This window comes from Pseudomonadales bacterium (assembly GCA_041395945.1).
Taxonomy (GTDB): domain Bacteria; phylum Pseudomonadota; class Gammaproteobacteria; order Pseudomonadales; family Azotimanducaceae; genus SZUA-309.
In genome coordinates this window covers 1,382,603-1,399,082 of sequence record JAWKZN010000001.1, presented here as the reverse complement: position 1 = coordinate 1,399,082, position 16,480 = coordinate 1,382,603, and the positions used below count along the sequence as shown (strand labels likewise).

At 61.4% G+C, this 16,480-nt stretch carries 17 protein-coding genes; 11 read left to right on the top strand and 6 right to left on the bottom strand.

Going from position 1 to position 16,480, the window contains the following annotated elements; genetic code table 11:
* Nucleotides 1-36 precede the first annotated feature (36 nt).
* Nucleotides 37-651 carry a glutathione S-transferase family protein gene (locus tag R3E82_06590; protein ID MEZ5550535.1) on the top strand — a complete coding sequence of 205 codons (615 nt, stop codon included), beginning with the start codon at nt 37-39 and terminating at the stop codon, nt 649-651.
* Here R3E82_06590 and R3E82_06585 read toward each other — a convergent pair.
* Nucleotides 645-1,073, bottom strand: coding sequence for a globin (locus tag R3E82_06585; protein MEZ5550534.1), 429 nt, complete (start codon nt 1,071-1,073; stop codon nt 645-647). The genes R3E82_06590 and R3E82_06585 overlap by 7 nt on opposite strands.
* 237 nt (nt 1,074-1,310) lie before the next feature.
* Here R3E82_06585 and R3E82_06580 point away from each other — a divergent pair, with 237 nt between their 5' ends.
* Nucleotides 1,311-2,690, top strand: a complete 1,380-nt coding sequence (locus R3E82_06580; GenBank protein MEZ5550533.1) for a M28 family metallopeptidase — start codon at nt 1,311-1,313, stop codon at nt 2,688-2,690.
* On the opposite strand, the gene R3E82_06575 is transcribed toward R3E82_06580, so the two are convergent.
* From R3E82_06575 to R3E82_06560, 4 genes are all read right to left on the bottom strand, one after another.
* Nucleotides 2,680-3,915: a CaiB/BaiF CoA-transferase family protein gene (locus R3E82_06575; protein MEZ5550532.1), complete on the bottom strand. Its 1,236-nt coding sequence runs from the start codon at nt 3,913-3,915 to the stop codon at nt 2,680-2,682. The genes R3E82_06580 and R3E82_06575 overlap by 11 nt on opposite strands.
* Nucleotides 3,902-5,413, bottom strand: coding sequence for a M81 family metallopeptidase (locus R3E82_06570; protein MEZ5550531.1), 1,512 nt, complete (start codon nt 5,411-5,413; stop codon nt 3,902-3,904). The genes R3E82_06575 and R3E82_06570 overlap by 14 nt, the downstream gene beginning before the upstream one ends.
* Nucleotides 5,410-6,414 (bottom strand): mechanosensitive ion channel, encoded by a 1,005-nt coding sequence (locus tag R3E82_06565; protein MEZ5550530.1) that lies wholly within the window; start codon nt 6,412-6,414, stop codon nt 5,410-5,412. Before R3E82_06565 ends, R3E82_06570 begins: the two co-directional genes overlap by 4 nt.
* Before the next feature lie 85 nt (nt 6,415-6,499).
* The gene (locus R3E82_06560) at nt 6,500-7,660 is read right to left on the bottom strand and encodes a CaiB/BaiF CoA-transferase family protein (GenBank protein ID MEZ5550529.1); all 1,161 of its coding nucleotides are present in this window, start codon (nt 7,658-7,660) and stop codon (nt 6,500-6,502) included.
* A gap of 177 nt (nt 7,661-7,837) precedes the next feature.
* On the opposite strand from R3E82_06560, the gene R3E82_06555 reads away from it, so the two are divergent.
* The 5 genes from R3E82_06555 (at nt 7,838) to R3E82_06535 (ending at nt 11,382) form a co-directional block, all read left to right on the top strand.
* Entirely contained in the window at nt 7,838-8,665 is an 828-nt protein-coding gene (locus R3E82_06555; protein MEZ5550528.1) for a hypothetical protein, read from the top strand.
* Nucleotides 8,634-9,773 carry a hypothetical protein gene (locus tag R3E82_06550; protein ID MEZ5550527.1) on the top strand — a complete coding sequence of 380 codons (1,140 nt, stop codon included), beginning with the start codon at nt 8,634-8,636 and terminating at the stop codon, nt 9,771-9,773. Before R3E82_06555 ends, R3E82_06550 begins: the two co-directional genes overlap by 32 nt.
* A gap of 42 nt (nt 9,774-9,815) precedes the next feature.
* Nucleotides 9,816-10,256 (top strand): DUF6152 family protein, encoded by a 441-nt coding sequence (locus tag R3E82_06545; GenBank protein MEZ5550526.1) that lies wholly within the window; start codon nt 9,816-9,818, stop codon nt 10,254-10,256.
* A gap of 186 nt (nt 10,257-10,442) precedes the next feature.
* Nucleotides 10,443-10,994 carry a hypothetical protein gene (locus tag R3E82_06540; GenBank protein ID MEZ5550525.1) on the top strand — a complete coding sequence of 184 codons (552 nt, stop codon included), beginning with the start codon at nt 10,443-10,445 and terminating at the stop codon, nt 10,992-10,994.
* A 34-nt stretch (nt 10,995-11,028) separates the two neighbouring features.
* Nucleotides 11,029-11,382 carry an MFS transporter gene (locus tag R3E82_06535; GenBank protein ID MEZ5550524.1) on the top strand — a complete coding sequence of 118 codons (354 nt, stop codon included), beginning with the start codon at nt 11,029-11,031 and terminating at the stop codon, nt 11,380-11,382.
* 26 nt (nt 11,383-11,408) lie between these two features.
* On the opposite strand, the gene R3E82_06530 is transcribed toward R3E82_06535, so the two are convergent.
* On the bottom strand, nt 11,409-11,876 hold the full coding sequence (locus tag R3E82_06530; protein MEZ5550523.1) for a hypothetical protein: 468 nt from the start codon (nt 11,874-11,876) through the stop codon (nt 11,409-11,411).
* A gap of 118 nt (nt 11,877-11,994) precedes the next feature.
* Here R3E82_06530 and R3E82_06525 point away from each other — a divergent pair, with 118 nt between their 5' ends.
* The 4 genes from R3E82_06525 (at nt 11,995) to R3E82_06510 (ending at nt 16,298) form a co-directional block, all read left to right on the top strand.
* Complete coding sequence (locus R3E82_06525) at nt 11,995-12,903, top strand: TauD/TfdA family dioxygenase (protein MEZ5550522.1); 909 nt, start codon at nt 11,995-11,997, stop codon at nt 12,901-12,903.
* A gap of 215 nt (nt 12,904-13,118) precedes the next feature.
* Nucleotides 13,119-13,439 carry a 2Fe-2S iron-sulfur cluster-binding protein gene (locus tag R3E82_06520; GenBank protein MEZ5550521.1) on the top strand — a complete coding sequence of 107 codons (321 nt, stop codon included), beginning with the start codon at nt 13,119-13,121 and terminating at the stop codon, nt 13,437-13,439.
* 100 nt (nt 13,440-13,539) lie between these two features.
* Nucleotides 13,540-14,811 carry a cytochrome P450 gene (locus tag R3E82_06515; GenBank protein MEZ5550520.1) on the top strand — a complete coding sequence of 424 codons (1,272 nt, stop codon included), beginning with the start codon at nt 13,540-13,542 and terminating at the stop codon, nt 14,809-14,811.
* A gap of 53 nt (nt 14,812-14,864) precedes the next feature.
* Nucleotides 14,865-16,298 (top strand): aldehyde dehydrogenase family protein, encoded by a 1,434-nt coding sequence (locus R3E82_06510; GenBank protein ID MEZ5550519.1) that lies wholly within the window; start codon nt 14,865-14,867, stop codon nt 16,296-16,298.
* The last annotated feature ends 182 nt before the right edge of the window (nt 16,299-16,480 follow it).

The window sequence follows — 16,480 nt, the reverse complement described above, 5'->3', positions numbered from 1 at the left end:
TGGCACAATGCGTCGTGAGAGCGAGCGAGGACGATAATGATTGATATCTATCACGCACCGGGTACCCGATCCCTGCGGGTCATATGGCTGTGCGAGGAGTTGCGGCTGCCGCATCGGGTCATTCCGGTGGACTTCTCCCCGGAATATCGGGCGAGCGCCGAATGGCGGAAAAAAAACCCGGTGGGCAAGGTCCCCGTTCTGGTGGACGGCGATCTGACGCTCTTCGAATCCGGTGCCATGGTGCAGTATCTCCTCGACCGCTACGGCGAGGGACGTCTGCAGCCTGCACGGGGCACGCCTGAGCATGCGCTTTATCTGCAATGGAGCTGGTTCGCCGAGGCCACCTTCGCCCGCCCGCTGGGTGAAATTGTCAATCACCGCCGGGCCATCCCGGAGGCTCAGCAGAGCCAGACAGCCATCGAGGAGATGCAGGCTCGTGCCTGGCTGTGTGTGGAAGCGATCGACAGAGCGCTGGAAGGACGCAGCTACCTGCTCGGTGCGGAATTCACGGCTGCAGACATCATGACCGGCTACACCCTCATGCTGGCGGACAGGTTCCTGCCACAGCGCCTGCCGCCCCGGGTTGCCGAGTACTGGGCCGATCTCGCGGCGCGCCCCGCCTGCGCGGCCGCACTTTCACACGATCACTGAATCGCTTTTGCGGCCGGGGCAGCCAGCCTGCGGGTTGCCGACTCGACTGCCCGCAGCAGACTCTGCACACGGGATTGCCAGGCCGCTTTCTCCGCCGCAGTGAGATCCTCGGAAAGACTGGCGTAGACGACATCCTGAACGGCGGCAAAAAGATTTTCGTACATGTAGTACTCCACACCGTAGGAGGCATGATTGGCAGTTTCGAAGGCGAGATAACGCTGCAGCTCCTCTTCTCCATCTTCCATCAGCAGCAGCAGTACCTGCTCAAGCATGCGACCCTGCATATGCTGATCCATATGGCTCATCAGTCCCCGGGATCCTTCGCACCGTGCCAGATAGTTTGCAAAAATCGCCTGGGTAATGTCGCCGCTGCGCTGTGCAACCCGCTCCATGGAATTGATGATGATGGCGGCCGTCTGCATGTTTTGCTCCAGTAGGGGTATGCCCGCAGATAGGAAAGTGTGCCGAGATCAGCTGCTGCTGAAAACCGCTGCGTGCGGGGTAGACTCCGTCAGTGGTTCAGCGCTGTCAATACGCGGCGGGCAGGGAGATTCACGCAGCGGGTTGGGATATCTTCTGATGCAGGTGCGTAGCCCACGGTTGAGCGGCGGGAACTGTGCGCAGACCGCGCGGAGAAATCTGGAATTCGGGAGTGATACATGAGCAGAGAACCCGGGCGGCGTTTCCATCTGACGATGGTGCTGACAGCAGCGGGTGCGTTGATGGGTTCCGTGCAGGCCGATACACGTACGCCGGTCGATGACCCCATGGACCTGCAGAGCATTGTCACCCGGGTGCGTGCGGATCGCATCGAAGCCGACATCCGCGCACTTGTGGGGTTCGGGACCCGTCACACCCTCTCTGCCACCGATTCTGAAAAGCGCGGCATCGGCGCGGCGAGACGCTGGATCGAGGCGGAGTTCAGGCGTACGTCAGCGGTCTGTGGCGGCTGCCTTACCGTGGTTACCCAGAGCGAAACGGTATCCGGAAGGCGGATCCCCACGCCCACCGAGGTTGTGAACGTGCTGGCCATCCAGCGGGGTGAAAGCGAGCCGGATCGCTATGTGATCATGAGTGGCGATATCGATTCCCGGGTCAGTGACCCGCTGGATGCCCGCGCGGACTCACCCGGCGCGAACGACAACGCAAGCGGCATGGCAGGCGTGCTCGAAGCGGCGCGGGTGCTGACCCGCTACAGGTTCCCGGCAACCATCGTCTACGTCGGACTCTCCGGTGAAGAACAGGGACTCTACGGCGGCGCAATCATGGCCCGCGCCGCCAGTGCCCAGGGCTGGGCGATTCAGGCCGTACTCAACAACGACATGATCGGCAACATCGAAGGAGTGAACGGTGTGATCGATAATGCTACTGCGCGCGTGTTCTCAGAAGGTACGCGGATGGCGGAGACAGAAGAGGAGGCACGGCAGCGGCGCTACACGGGCGGTGAGGTGGATTCCGCTTCGCGCAACCTCGCCCGTTTCATTGACCTGATGGCCGACAGGTACATACCCAATCTCGATGTGATGCTCGTCTATCGACTCGATCGCTTCGGACGGGGTGGCCATCATCTCCCCTTCAACGAAGCCGGTTATCCGGCTGTGCGGATCATGGAGACCAACGAAAATTACCGGCGCCAGCACCAGGACATCCGGGAGGAGGGCGGGGTCGCCTATGGTGATGTGATTGCCGGGGTCAACTTTCCCTATGCGGCGAAACTCACGGCCCTCAATGCGGTCTCCCTCGCCGCAATGGCAGCAGCACCCGCACCACCGGACGCGGTTTCCATCGAAGGTGCGGTGCAGCCGGATACCCGGCTGCAGTGGCAGGCGGTGCCGGGGGCGGCCGGCTACCGGATCTACTGGCGGGAAACTTCCGCACCGACCTGGACACACCATCGCGATGCAGGCGATGTCACCGAAGCGACCTTGGACAACCTTGTCATCGACAACTATTTCTTCGGCGTGTCGAGTGTTGGAACCGGCGGACTGGAGAGCCCGGTGGTTTTTCCGGGACCTGCGGGCGACTTTTTCAGGGACTGACGGACGAGGTCTCCCGGCACAGCACGCCGGTCTGCTCCAGTAAATCCAGTTGCGCCGCATCGAGACCCAGGCGCTCGCTCAGTTCACTGCGATTGTGGGCGCCGCGCAGACAGGTGCCGGTGCGGGGGCCGATTCCGGGTGAGGCTGAAAAACGCCACGGCGAACGTGGTACCTGGACCTGCGCACCTTCCGCATCTTCATCGTTTGAGCGCACGGCGACGAAGGCACCCCTCGCCAGCGCCCAGTCTTCGTGCAGGGTACCTGCCAGGGGTTTGACCTGTCCCAGGGGAATTCTTGCCGCATCCAGTGCCGCTTCGAAGGCGCGCACGGATGGAAATTCCGCAGCCCAGCTCTGCATCAGCGCCTTGATGGCCTGTTCGTGGCCCTGGGTATCCGCGGGGGTCAGCCAGCCGCGCTGCTCCAGCTCACCCTGCTTCCCCAGGGCCCGGGCGACACCGAAGATCCAGGTCGTCGGATTGCCGGGTACCTGTACCCAGGCACCATCCGGGAGTTTGAGGAGCGCAGCCCTGCCAGGTCGGAAAGGGCTGATCTGGCCGCCGAAGCCACCGTTGACTTCGACCGCCGTCCACTCGTTCATCGCCAGCATCGTCTCCGCCATGGAAACGTCGATGTGCTGGCCGCGCCCGGTGGCCTGCCTGTGGAGGAGTGCGGCGAGGATCGCCGTCGCCGCCTGGGCGCCGACGGCGAAATCCGCGTGAGAGACTGCCTCCGGCAGGGGCTCGGTTTCCCGCTCCCGGGCGTTGAGATCCAGCAGGCCCAGCTCGGCGTGAATGATCGGCGCATAGGCCCGTCGGGAAGCCGCGGGGCCATCCTGTCCGTAACCGGAGATCGAGCAGTACACGAGGCCGGGATTGCGCGCGCTCGCGGAAGCGAAATCAAGCCCCAGCCGGGTGGTGACCCCGGGTCGGTAGTTCTCCACCAGCACATCGGCGCGATCGACCAGCCGCTGCACCAGCCGCTGCCCTTCCACCTGCTGCAGATCGATGGAGAGCATGCGCTTGCCGGTGTTGAGCTGGGTGAACCCGACGGCGACACCGGATACCTTCGGAACCCCCTGTCGCAGGAGATCTCCATCGGGTGGTTCGATTTTCAGAACTGTGGCGCCCAGGTCACAGAGGGTCCGGGTAGCGCTCGGTCCAGCAACCACCCGGGTGAGATCGACAACGGTGATTGCCTGCAGCGGCAGGCTGTCAGTGTGGTGCAAAGCGGGTGTCCGGGTCGGTGGGCCAGAGTGGCTCCTGAGTGCGCAGCCGGGGAAATACCTCGATGTGATGAGTGGTGAGCCCCGGCGGATCGGCAGTGACAATAGCGCTCGCCAGTTCCTGAAATCCTGCACGGAAGTGGTTGCTCGATTTGAGCGCCACGTACTGCTGCTGCTCCACATCTATCCCGACCGCCAGGAACGGCTCGCGGTCGAATGTCTGACTGCGCCGGCTGGCCACGATGATGTCCATGCCCTGTGCCTGGAGTCTGGCGAGCGGACCGAGATTGAGCGGTGAACCTTTGAACATGGCCTGCAGCCTGATCCGTCCGTCATGCAGTGCCTTCACATAGGCGTTCAGGGTAAGAGGTGCGCCGTGCAGATCATCGTACTTTCCACCAAGCTCGATCTGAACGGTTGCGCCGGTACCCGCGCGGTGGGCGATGGCTGCCACCTCCGGGTCTACGATGAAACCGAAGCATGCGCCGCTCAGCCCCGCCTCGAGCATGGCCCGCAGCAGATGGGTACCGTCACCCGGCGCACCCCCACCGCAGTTATCCGAAGTCTCGTGGATCACCACAGGCCCCACCCGGCTGCCGGGCGCACCATCGCGCCGACCTGTCCGCCGCTTTCCAGCGAGCACCTGCGCCGCCGCGACTGCCTCTGCCGCAGACAGACTCTGCGGCCTGAATTGCTCCCGCTGCGCCCACAGATACTCGGCGAGTTCACCGGCGATGCGCTGCGCCTGTTCTGCATCCGCTTCCGTCGTGACCGCAACAGAACACCCCACGTGAGCGACGTCGGTGTACGGGAATCCGTGAAACCAGCTCACATCGATCACACCGGCTGCTTTTTCTGCCGCCAGCATGTGCTCGAGCATCGACCGCCCCGGATCCAGATAGGTGGTCGAGGTCGGCAACAGCATCGGCAGGCGGATGACGCGCACTGACGTTCGCAGGTCGTGGCGGAATATCCGGATTGCCAGTCGCACCGCTTCGGCCGCCCGGGCATGGAGATCGATGTGTGGATAGTGGTGACAGGCGAAAACACCGTTGAGTCCGTCTGCCATGCGCTGGGTGATGTTGCCGTGCAGATCAAAACTCGCCGTGATCGGCAGACGATTCCCCACCTCACGACGGATGGCTGCGACCAGATCGCCTTCGAGATCCTCGATTCCTTCTGCAACCCCTGCGCCGTGCAGGCACAACATCAGCGCATCCGGTTGTTCACGGCGCAATCCGGTGATGATCTCTTCCCTGAAGCTCAGGTAGGCGTCGGGATCTATGGTGCCGGAAGGCTGCGCGGAGGCAAACAGCAGGGGAACGGGTTCAACACCTTCGGCAAGGCAGGCATCCACAGCGCCACCGACATCCGATTCCTGTCCCGAGGTTTCCAGCAGCCGGCTGCCGCGCAGCTGATAAAAATCGGCAGCGGTGGTTGGCGCTTTGCAGTAGGTGTTGGTCTCGTGGGAGATCCCGGCGATGGCAATCCGCATGCTCATTCCGTCTCGATGGAATCGATGAGCTGCTCCAGGGACCTGATCTGGTTCTCACGCCAGGTGATTTCTGCAGGTGAGGGTTCCGCAGAGGACTTCAGATCGTCTATCTCGGCCTCCAGTTCTTCCTTCTGATGGCGCAGAGTGCTCAGGTGGCCGGCCAGTTCCGCTTTATCGAACATCAGTTTTTCGACTTCCGTATCCTCCGGCGTGGTGGCAGTGTGCTCACCGGGTATGAATCGATAAGCCGGATCAAGCCGCCGCTGATTGACGAAAGCCGGGGAGACGATTTCTATTCCAGCCGCGTGAAGGCTGTCGAGCACGCGGCTGTTCAATTCTGTGCGTTTGCTCACCAGGTTGCTGACGTCTTCCAGAAAACCGAGCACCTGGTAGACGACTGCATGATCATTGAGGGAGACGATCTGTACAAAGGGCTCCTTGAGATCCGCGGTCTCGGCCGCGGCCTTGAGGGCATCTCGGATCTGGTTGCGATGCACGTCGTAGCCGAGTGAAACCTCTGCGCTGATCAGCGTGCCGGATGAGCGCACCACCTTGACCGGTTGATTCATCACAAACAGGTTTGGCAGTGTCACCAGGTCCCGATCCACGCTCTGGATCTCGGTGTGGAGCAGACCGCTCTCGGTGACCCGACCGAAATGGTCGGCCACCTGGATGAAGTCTCCCGGGTGGAAATTTCCCACCGCCCGCAGCATGAAGCCCGCCATGAGGTTGCTGACGAAAGAGGTGGAGGACAGGGCGATCACGGCGGTCAGTACCAGCCCGAACAGACTGAGCAGCTGCCCGCGGGTTTCCGTGTCCAGCGGCAGGACCAGCACGATGAGCACATTGGTGGACAGGACCACGGTGATGATCCATACCTGCCGGAACACCCGGGTTCTCGGTTCGTCCGGAATGAATCGACGACCGGCCCAGACGAACAGGGCAGCGACAGCGCAGCTGAAGAGGATGGGTGCGCCCCATTCGACAATCAATGTGAGCCAGTTCATGGCGGGGGATTGTATACCGCCGGCTGTGGCCACCGCACAGGGGCTGTGTATATGAAAGCGTGCGCCCCCTTTCGTGGTGTCGGATTCAGACGACGCCGCCGGCTCGCAGCGCGTTCACTTCCTGCCTGCTGTAACCCAGTTCGGTGAGCAGGGCGTCGGTATGCGCGCCCAGCTCGGGAGCGGAGAAATTGATCCGCGCCGGTTCGTGGTGGAATTTCAGCGGTGTCCCCAGATGCTCTTTGCCGGTGTTATCCGTCACCAGCATCTCCCGGTGAGCTGTCTGGTCGAGATCGAGACCGGCGCGGAGGTCGTTGACCGGCGCAAAGCACACATCCAGCCCGGCGAAGAAGCGGATCCACTCAGCCTGGGTTCGGGTTGCGAAGGTTGAGCCGAGAAACTCCACCAGCGGCCGCTGCCCTGCGCCTGGCGGCAGCTCACACAATGGCAGCAGATCCGGTCGATCCAGCGCGGTGAGCAGATTGCGCGCGAATTTGAGCTCGGAACCACCCAGCACCACATGCCGGTCATCCCGGGTACGGTATATCCGATACAGCGCGTTGCCACCCCAGATCCGTTCCTGTGCCGGTTCGGGAGCGCGCTTTTCCGCAAAGGCTGTGCCCATGCTGTTGGGCATGCAGGCGAAGATGGAATCCATCATTGCAACATCGAGGTAGTCACCGACCCCCGTCCGGGTGCGGCGCAGAAGCGCCATGAGAATGCCACTGAGGGTGAGCGTCGCGGCCAGCATATCGCCCGCGGGCATGGCGGGCATTACCGGATTTCCCGCGCTGTCCAGATTGTTGGAAAGCAGTCCGCACATTGCCTGCACCGCAAGATCGTGGGCAGGGTCCTGCTGGAGGGGTCCGCTCTGCCCATAGGCGGATATCGACGCATAGACGATTTCCGGCCGCAGCGCGCGGACACTTTCGTAGTCCACACCCAGACGCTTCACGACACCGGGTCGGAACGACTCCAGGATCACGTCGGCACGCCGGGCGAGGCGTAGAAAAACCTCGACGCCTTCCGGAGCCTTGAGGTTCAGGGTCAGGCTCTCCTTGCCGCGATGGGTGCAGGCGAAGTACACCGACTCGGTACCGCGACGCTGGCCTATTTCGCGAGTGGGCTCACCCCCTGCGCGATTTTCTATCCGCACCACCCGGGCGCCCTGATCCGCCATAAGCTGGGTCACTGTCGGGCCCGGCAGAAAAGCGGACAGATCGATTACGGTCAGGCCTTCGAGTTTCATGGTTTTCTCGGATTTCTTGTGGCTGCTCGCAGATGAAGGTGGTAAATATATAGACAGAGGGTCGGATTGGCGCGTGTTGATTCCCACCGGGCGGGTATATATCCGAATTCCGGCTGGTGATTCCACCGACTTGAAAAAGACAATTCAAAGAGATCACTGAGAGCTTAAGGGGAGATTATGCGAGTCCTGATGTTGTGTGTGGCGCTGCTCTGTGCGCCTGCTGCACTGGCAGCCGATTACAAGCCTGCGAAAGGACCGGACGGCAAAAGCCCGGACCTCAACGGCATCTGGCAGACGATGAATGAGGCGAACTGGGATCTCGAACTGCATCTGGCCAGGCCCTCACTGCAGGTCCGGGAAGGACCTCACGGCCCGGTGCCGGCCAAAGTGGCTCTGGCAATGGGTGCGGTAGGTGCCGTGCCGCCGGGTATGGGCGTGGTAGAGGGGGGTGCGATTCCCTACAAGCCCGAAGCACTGGCCGTAAAGCAGGAAAACCAGGCGAACTGGGCCGAACGCGATCCGGAAGTGAAGTGCTATCTGCCCGGCGTACCCCGTGCGACCTACATGCCGCAACCCTTCCAGATTTTTCAGAGCAAGGACGCGGTTTTCATCGCCTACCAGTACGCGGGCGCCGTTCGTGAGATCTACATGAAAGATCCCGGCCCGCCCCAGGTGGATACCTGGATGGGTCAGTCCGTCGGGCACTGGGAGGGCAATACCCTGGTTGTGGTTGCGAACGGTTTCAACGGTCAGGCGTGGCTCGACCGTGCGGGCAATTTCACCAGTTCACAGCTCACCGTAACGGAACGATACACGCCGACCAGCCCGAATCACATGCTCTATGAGGCCACCATCGAGGATCCGGAAACCTTCACCCGCCCCTGGAAGATCAGCATGCCCCTGTATCGCAGGATGGAACCGAACGCGCAGCTGATGGATTTCAAGTGCGTGGAATTCGTCGAGGAACTGCTGTATGGCGAATATCGCCGCAATCCACTGGACTGATCGCACGCAGCATCCGGGCACCCCCCTGACGGGCGCTGGATTCTGCGCGGCAGGTGCAGCGCTGCTCGGACTGTTGCTGGCAGTCGGCACAGTCGCTGCAGCGACCCGCACCGTACCGTCCACGGATCGAGTGCCGGATCTCACCGGCACTTACGATATCGCCACGATCACCCCGCTCGAGCGTCCTGAGCAGTTTGGTGAATCGCTGGTTCTGAGTCCGGCCATCGCCGCAAAGATGGCAGCAGACATTGCCGCCTACAAGCAGGCGGATCTCGAAGTCAGTGACCCCGACAGGGAAGCACCCCCGAAAGGTGGCGACGGTTCCACCGGCGCTGCCGGCAACGTCGGCGGCTACAACACGTTCTGGATCGACAATGGAGATGCCGCTTTCAGAATCGATGGCGACTATCGCACGTCCATTCTCACCGAGCCGGCAGATGGCCGAAGACCCGCCATGACACCCGCGGCGACGGCACGGGCGGCGGCGCGGCGCGCGATGTTCCGGGACAACAAGGGCGATGCCTGGTGGGTGGGTGAAGAAGGCCCGGGGCCTTACGATGATCCCGAGAGTCGGACCCTCAGTGATCGATGTCTGCTCGGCTTCGGTTCCACCGGGGGACCGCCCATGCTGCCCACGCTCTACAACAACATGAAGCGCATCGTGCAGACGCCGGATCACGTGATGATACTCGTGGAGATGGTCCACGATGCGCGAATCATCCGGCTCAACAGCGAGCACGCTCCGGCATCAGTACGCAAATGGCTCGGAGATTCCATAGGCTGGTGGGAGGGGGATACCCTCGTCGTAGACACCACCAACTTCACAGACAATCCGGCGCTGGGACTGGCCTCCCGGGACCTTCATGTGGTGGAGCGGTTCCGTCGCATCGATGATCAGACCCTGCTCTACAGTTTCCGGGTCGATGATCCGAATACCTGGAGTGCGCCCTGGGGTGGCGAGTATCCCTGGCCAGCCACGACTGACCAGGTCTACGAATACGCCTGCCATGAAGGCAACTATGCGATGGAAGGCATTCTTCGCGGTGCCCGCCTGCTGGAAGCAGAAGCATTGAGCCCATCCGCTGCCGGTCGCAGCGGTGGGCGTTAAGCCTTACACTTATCGTTGGAGAGTAACTGAGAGATGTTCAAGATGTTCAAGACGTTAAAGATACTGAAATTTTCAGGATTCGGCGTAGCCCTCGCGCTCACGGTCAGCTCGGTACCGGTGAATGCGCACCACGCCTTCGGTGCTGAGTTCGATCCTAACCGTCCGCTGGTGCTGCGTGGGCCGGTTGTGAAAGTCGAATGGGTGAACCCGCATGCGTGGATTCATATGGAGATCACCACGGAAGACGGCAGCAAGGAAGTCTGGATGGTGGAAGGCGGCACGCCCAACACATTGCTGCGGCGCGGGTTGACCCGCCAGTCTCTGGTACCGGGTACTGAGATCGTCGTGGACGGTTATCAGGCCAAGGATCGCTCGAATCGGGCCAATGGTCGGGATGTGACCTTCACCGACGGTCGCAAGATCTTCATGGGATCCTCCGGCACGGGTGCACCGACAGACGGCCGCGACCCGACCGACAGGTAATCGGTACGGGATGGATCCAGCGCCGGGCTGTACGATGCAGCCCGGTAGCGGGATCAGATCGCAACGCGTTTGCACGCCGTCAAGAGGCGGTGCCGGTCGGCGTGTCTCCACAAAACCCGCCACGGGGATGGCGCGAGGATACGCGAAGATGGCGCTAGTCTGACACGAGAATGGAAAGACGCTGACATGAGGCTGGAAGGGTTCCTGTTTGGCCTGCGTCAACGCCTGTTCCCGTCGACCCGTCTGATCTGCGGACTCTGTGTCAGGGCTTCGGCGGGCCTCTGGAAATGGGTCCTCCTGTCTGTGTTATCAGCCCCTCTTGTTGCGCTCGCGGACCTGAATGGCGCCCCCAGTACCGGCACGTTGCCGGAGCAACACTCACCCGGTTTCGAAGAAATCTATGACCTGCTGAAAACCCATTGCGGTGCCTGCCACGTACGCGGTGGTGCGGACGGTCCCTGGAGTCTGGATACCCCGCCGGATGCGGATCGATTTCCTTTCTGTCTGCAACCGGCGGCGGCGGCACTGCGCTGCGCAACCTATCACCAGCTGACAGATGCACCGGGCCCGGATATTCCCGCCTGGGTCCGACCGGAAGAAGCAGCCGCCAGTGATCCCTACGTGCAGGCGTGTGTTCCCGGCTCGAGCTTTCACATAGGTCACGCACTGCCAGAGGGCATTCCGGCTGCAGACTGCACCAGGCTGCTGCGCTGGATCGAGACAGGCGCACACTATTGATCGCGGTATCCTGAACAGCGTACCGAGGCAGGCAGTGGCACCAGGTTCCCCGAACGGTCTCGCACTGAAGCTCGGCTACGCATCGGGAACGCTGTCCTTTTCAGTCAAAGATGTCGCCTTCGGCTCCTTTGTACTTTATTACTACACCAGTGTGGTCGGTCTGAAAGGCAGCCGCGCCGGCCTCGTACTGTTTATCGCGATGGTGTGGGATGCGCTAACGGATCCGATTGTGGGATCCATCTCGGACAATCTGCGTACCCGCCGGGGAAGGCGTCATCCTCTGGCTGTCTTTCTCGCAGTGCCCTATCAGTGTGCTCGCCGACTCAACACCAGTCGGGCCGGTCATGCCAGAATCCGCGCCGATCTGGATGTCCGGGAATCCTTCTGACTGTCGATCGGTGAACGGCTGCCCGCTCAGTCCGGATCCGGGTCTGCCATACGCTGCAGCGCTTCCTCGATCAGGTGGTCTGCGCCCGGGCTGTCCCGAGCTTTGCTGACATCGCGACGCAGCCGGTGGAGGCTGCCCGGGTGGGTCACCGTGACCGGGGCGATATCCAGGTCCGCTCGCGCGGGGCAATCGACGGTCGCCTCGAACAGAAGGCAGCCGGGATCCTGGCGCAGCGCGACCGAGGGATCTTCGATACTGGGCAGCGCGGTTTCCTGGCGCAAGCGCAGATCGGTGATGCCGAATTCGATGGTATGTGCCCTGGATGCGCCGTCGCCGGCCGCCTCTGTTCCTGCAGCACCGGCGGGCGCGGCATTGGCAGCAGCTACACTCATCAGCCCTGCGATGCCCTGCGGGCCTGCAGCATCCAGCAGGCCCGCAATACACACAATGAGGGCAAGACGGTAGCAGCCGAGGCGGAGGTGCGGACATTTCATCCGCTAATGCTGGCGCTCGGAGGCGCCACGGGCAAGTCTCGGGCGACGAACCGGGGCCTTGAGCATGCCGGACTCAATCCCGCAAGATAGGCGCACTTCCAGAACAGGGGCAGGAACGATGACAGATTCCGACGGTTCACAATGGCAGATCAACCGCCTGGCACCGGCCCTCGGCGCGGAGATCCCGGGCGTGCGGCTTGCCCACGCCAGTGACACAGACATAAAGACCATCAAGGAGCTGCTGCTCGAGCACCAGGTCCTGTTCTTTCCGGGGCAGGAAATCACTGTCGATGAGCATGTGGAACTGGGTCGCAGGTTCGGCCCGCTCGAGGGTCATCCCAATCTCAAGAATCCCTTCACACAGCATCCGGAGCTGTTCGAACTGGCCGCTACCCAGGGTGGAGTGGCAGATGAGTGGCACACTGACATCACCTTCCGCGACCAGCCGGCGCTGATGTCCATTCTGCATATGGTGCGCTGCCCCCAGACGGGGGGCGATACCATGTGGGCCAGCCTCTACCGCGCTTATGACGAGCTCTCAGAACCCATGCAGGCGCTGTGCGAGGGCCTGACTGCCCTGCACGACGCCTTACCGCACAACCGTCCGGACCAGATGGCCGTGCATCCGGTAGTGAGAACGCATCCAGAAACAGGCCGTAAGGCCTTGTATGTTAACGAACATTTCACGCGCAGAATCGTCGAAATGAACGCCTATGAGAGTGATGCGCTGCTGCGGCACCTGACGCGCTGGGTCTCCAATCCCCGCTTCACGGTGCGCTACCGGTGGCGTGAGCACACCATCGCCATGTGGGACAACCGCTGCACCCAGCACTTCGTGCTCAACGACTTCGAAGGTGAGCGGGTGATTCAGCGGGTGACGGTGATGGGGGATCGTCCGGAGGGGCAGCCACCCCGATGGCAGCCTTTTGTACGCCCGGGCCGGCTGTCGGCGACCTCCCGCCATGACCGTCAGCTCCATCAGTTTCTGACTGCCAGGGCGGGGAAGATTTCAGAAGCGGCGGGCTGACGGCCGTCAGCGCACTCCGGATTCCGCGTATTTACCGGGGGCTGTCTTAAACCCGGCCTGACAATCTTGGCATCGTCATTTTTGGCGCAGATCGCTACAATCCGCGCTTCACATTTCGTGATCCCGTGTCTGCCAGCGAATCCCGGCAACCCGGTATGGGTCCGGATGTGGTGTGCGGAACTAAAACAGCAGGAAATCTGGAGCAGGAGTCTTGAATGGCTAAGATTACGTTTATTACCCACGATGGCACAGAACATCCGGTCGAGGCAGACAACGGTATTTCTGTCATGAACGCCGCCATCGACAACCTGGTGCCCGGGATCGATGCCGACTGCGGTGGCGAGTGCTCCTGCGCAACCTGTCACGTGGTGGTCGATGATGCCTGGTGGGACAAGGTTGGTGCGCCCAATGATCGCGAAGAGTCGATGCTCGACCTCAATCCGGAGCGGGAACCCCATTCCCGACTGTCCTGTCAGATACCGGTACGAAACGAACTCGACGGACTGGTGGTGAAGGTGCCCGAATTCCAGATGTAGAGTTGAAGTCCGGGCACTGTGAACATTCCGGGCGCAGTGAACAAAAGGAGCCGGATGGTCGGGGCCGTGTCTCCGATACACCTGCCACAAGGGGAAGACTATGAGCCAGGCACTGGATCTGAAAGCAGCGAAGACCAGACTCGATGAGGCCCGTAAGCAGGCCTACGCGATTCCACTCGAACAGCTCGATGTGGCTCAGCCCGCTCTGTTCGAATCGGATACCCACTGGCCATACTTCGAACGGCTGCGCGCGGAGGCGCCCGTGCACTACTGTGCACAGAGCACCTTCGGACCCTACTGGTCGGTGAGTTCCTACGATCTGATCAAGGAAGTCGACACCAACCATGAAGTCTTTTCTTCGGAGCCGGTAATCGTGATTGATGATCCGGACGAGGATTTTCAACTGCCCATGTTCATTGCGATGGACCCCCCGAAGCACGACATTCAGCGCAAGGTTGTGTCTCCCGTTGTCGGACCGCGCAATCTCGCAGCGCTGGAGCCCATCATCCGCGAACGTGTCTGTGACATTCTCGATGCACTGCCGATTGGCGAGACCTTCAGCTGGGTGGACCGGGTTTCGATCGAACTGACGACCCAGATGCTGGCGACCCTGTTCGATTTTCCCTGGGAGGATCGCCGCAAACTCACCCGCTGGTCCGATGTCGCCACCGCCAACGAAGAGTCCGGCCTGGTGGAGTCTGAGGATCAGCGTCGTGCAGAGCTGTTTGAGTGCCTGGAATACTTCAACCGGCTCTGGGCAGAACGCGCGGTTGCGGAGGAGCCAGGCCACGACCTGATATCGCTGCTCGCGCACAGCGACTCAACCCGGGATCTGCCAACCCGCCCGATGGAATATCTGGGCAACCTGGTGTTGCTCATCGTCGGTGGCAACGACACCACCCGGAATTCACTGTCAGGCGGAGTGCTGGCCCTGAACCAGTTTCCGGAGCAGTTTGAGAAGCTGCGCGCCAACCCGGCACTGATTCCGAACATGGTATCGGAGATCATCCGCTGGCAGACGCCGCTTGCACATATGCGGCGCACGGTTCGGAAAGACACCCGGCTTGGGGGGGAAACCCTCAAGGCCGGTGAGAAAGTCGTAATGTGGTACGTTTCCGGCAATCGCGATGCAAGCGTATTCGATCGGGCAGACGAGTTTCAGATCGACCGGGAAAACGCGCGCAAGCACATCGCTTTTGGATTCGGCATTCATCGCTGCATGGGTAATCGGGTTGCCGAGATGCAGCTGCGCATCGCCTGGGAGGAAATCCTCAAACGCTTCAGCAGCATCGAAGTGATGGGCGAGCCGACCCGGGTTCGATCGAGTTTCGTGAAGGGCTATCTGGATCTGCCTGTCCGCCTGACGGCATGAACACAGCCACAACTTAAACGCCATTCAATCTGGAAAGTAAGGAAAGGATAAATATGGAAAACGCACTGAAGTTCTACATAAACGGCAAATGGGTAACACCATCCACAAAGACCACCCTCGATGTGATCAATCCGGCAACGGAAGAGTCCATCGCCAAAATTGCGATGGGTGGTAAGGCTGACGTCGACAATGCGGTCGCCGCGGCGAAAGCCGCATTCGAGACCTTCTCCCGGACTACGGTCGAAGAACGCATCGCGCTGCTGGAGCGGATCATCGCCGCTTACCAGGCTCGGATGAGCGACATCGCACAGACGGTGTCCCAGGAGATGGGCGCACCCATCGGACTCGCGTCCGCTGCACAGGCCCCCGCGGGACTCGGACATCTGATGAATTCGCTGAAGGCACTGAAGTCCTTCCAGTGGTCGGAAGATGTGGGTACGGCACGAATCGTGCGTGAGCCTATCGGTGTCTGTGGACTGATCACGCCCTGGAACTGGCCGTTGAACCAGATCGCAGCGAAAGTGGGTCCGGCGATTGCGGCGGGCTGCACCATGGTTCTCAAGCCTTCCGAAGTGGCACCGCTGAATGCCATTCTGTTTGCCGAAGTGATGGATGCCGCAGGCACCCCGCCCGGTGTCTTCAATCTGATCAATGGCGATGGTCCGACTGTGGGTGTCGCCATGTCCGCCCATCCGGACATCGACATGATGTCTTTCACCGGTTCGACCCGGGCTGGTATCTCGGTTGCCCAGGAGGCAGCGGTTACCGTGAAGCGGGTAGCTCAGGAGCTGGGCGGTAAGTCGCCCAACGTGATCCTCGACGATGCGGACTTTGCCAAGGTCGTAGCGCGGGATACTTTCGGTGTCTGCATGAACACCGGACAATCCTGTAACGCACCGACCCGCATGCTGGTCCCGGCCAACCGCATGGAGGAGGCTGCGGCCATTGCCAAAGCGACTGCCGAGACGATCAAGGTGGGTGACCCTGCAGACAAGGCGACCCAGATCGGGCCGGTGGTCTCGAAAGTGCAGTTCGATAAGGTTCAGGCGCTGATTCAGAAGGGTATCGACGAGGGAGCGAAGCTCGAGACGGGCGGTGTCGGACGACCCGATGGTCTGAATCGGGGTTACTTCATCAAACCGACCATCTTCTCGGATGTGTCCAATGAAATGAGTATCGCCCGGGAAGAGATCTTCGGACCCGTTCTCTCCATCATCCCCTATAAGGATGAGAGCGATGCGATCCGCATCGCAAACGCGACAGTCTATGGCCTGTCGGCTTACGTGAGCTCTTCAGACCTGGAGCGGGCCAAGAAGGTCGGCAGCCAGATCCGCGCCGGTAACGTACACCTCAACGGTGCCGGCGTGGACCCGGGTGCACCTTTCGGTGGCTACAAGCAATCCGGCAACGGCCGGGAATTCAGTAAGTGGGGTCTTGAGGAGTTCCTCGAAACCAAGGCCTTCCTTGGCTTTAACGCCGCAGGCTGATCCGCAGGGCAGGGCGTACCGGGTGGTACGCCCTGCCGCCCCTTCCTCCAATTGCGGCAATCCGCTTTCTAAGTTCTCTGCAACTATCTGATATTACTTATATTTGTTTCGAGAGCATTGCCAGCCTTCGAGCGAATCCGGCGTGTCCGAGGGCGCGCAGGTTCACGAACCGCCGCCAGGGC

Coding starts and splice junctions, on each gene's coding strand:
- R3E82_06590 (MEZ5550535.1), top strand. CDS start 37: ATGATTGATATCTATCACGCACCGGGTACCCGATCCCTGCGGGTCATA.
- R3E82_06585 (MEZ5550534.1), bottom strand. CDS start 1,073: ATGCAGACGGCCGCCATCATCATCAATTCCATGGAGCGGGTTGCACAG.
- R3E82_06580 (MEZ5550533.1), top strand. CDS start 1,311: ATGAGCAGAGAACCCGGGCGGCGTTTCCATCTGACGATGGTGCTGACA.
- R3E82_06570 (MEZ5550531.1), bottom strand. CDS start 5,413: ATGAGCATGCGGATTGCCATCGCCGGGATCTCCCACGAGACCAACACC.
- R3E82_06565 (MEZ5550530.1), bottom strand. CDS start 6,414: ATGAACTGGCTCACATTGATTGTCGAATGGGGCGCACCCATCCTCTTC.
- R3E82_06560 (MEZ5550529.1), bottom strand. CDS start 7,660: ATGAAACTCGAAGGCCTGACCGTAATCGATCTGTCCGCTTTTCTGCCG.
- R3E82_06555 (MEZ5550528.1), top strand. CDS start 7,838: ATGCGAGTCCTGATGTTGTGTGTGGCGCTGCTCTGTGCGCCTGCTGCA.
- R3E82_06550 (MEZ5550527.1), top strand. CDS start 8,634: ATGGCGAATATCGCCGCAATCCACTGGACTGATCGCACGCAGCATCCG.
- R3E82_06545 (MEZ5550526.1), top strand. CDS start 9,816: ATGTTCAAGACGTTAAAGATACTGAAATTTTCAGGATTCGGCGTAGCC.
- R3E82_06540 (MEZ5550525.1), top strand. CDS start 10,443: ATGAGGCTGGAAGGGTTCCTGTTTGGCCTGCGTCAACGCCTGTTCCCG.
- R3E82_06530 (MEZ5550523.1), bottom strand. CDS start 11,876: ATGAAATGTCCGCACCTCCGCCTCGGCTGCTACCGTCTTGCCCTCATT.
- R3E82_06525 (MEZ5550522.1), top strand. CDS start 11,995: ATGACAGATTCCGACGGTTCACAATGGCAGATCAACCGCCTGGCACCG.
- R3E82_06520 (MEZ5550521.1), top strand. CDS start 13,119: ATGGCTAAGATTACGTTTATTACCCACGATGGCACAGAACATCCGGTC.
- R3E82_06515 (MEZ5550520.1), top strand. CDS start 13,540: ATGAGCCAGGCACTGGATCTGAAAGCAGCGAAGACCAGACTCGATGAG.
- R3E82_06510 (MEZ5550519.1), top strand. CDS start 14,865: ATGGAAAACGCACTGAAGTTCTACATAAACGGCAAATGGGTAACACCA.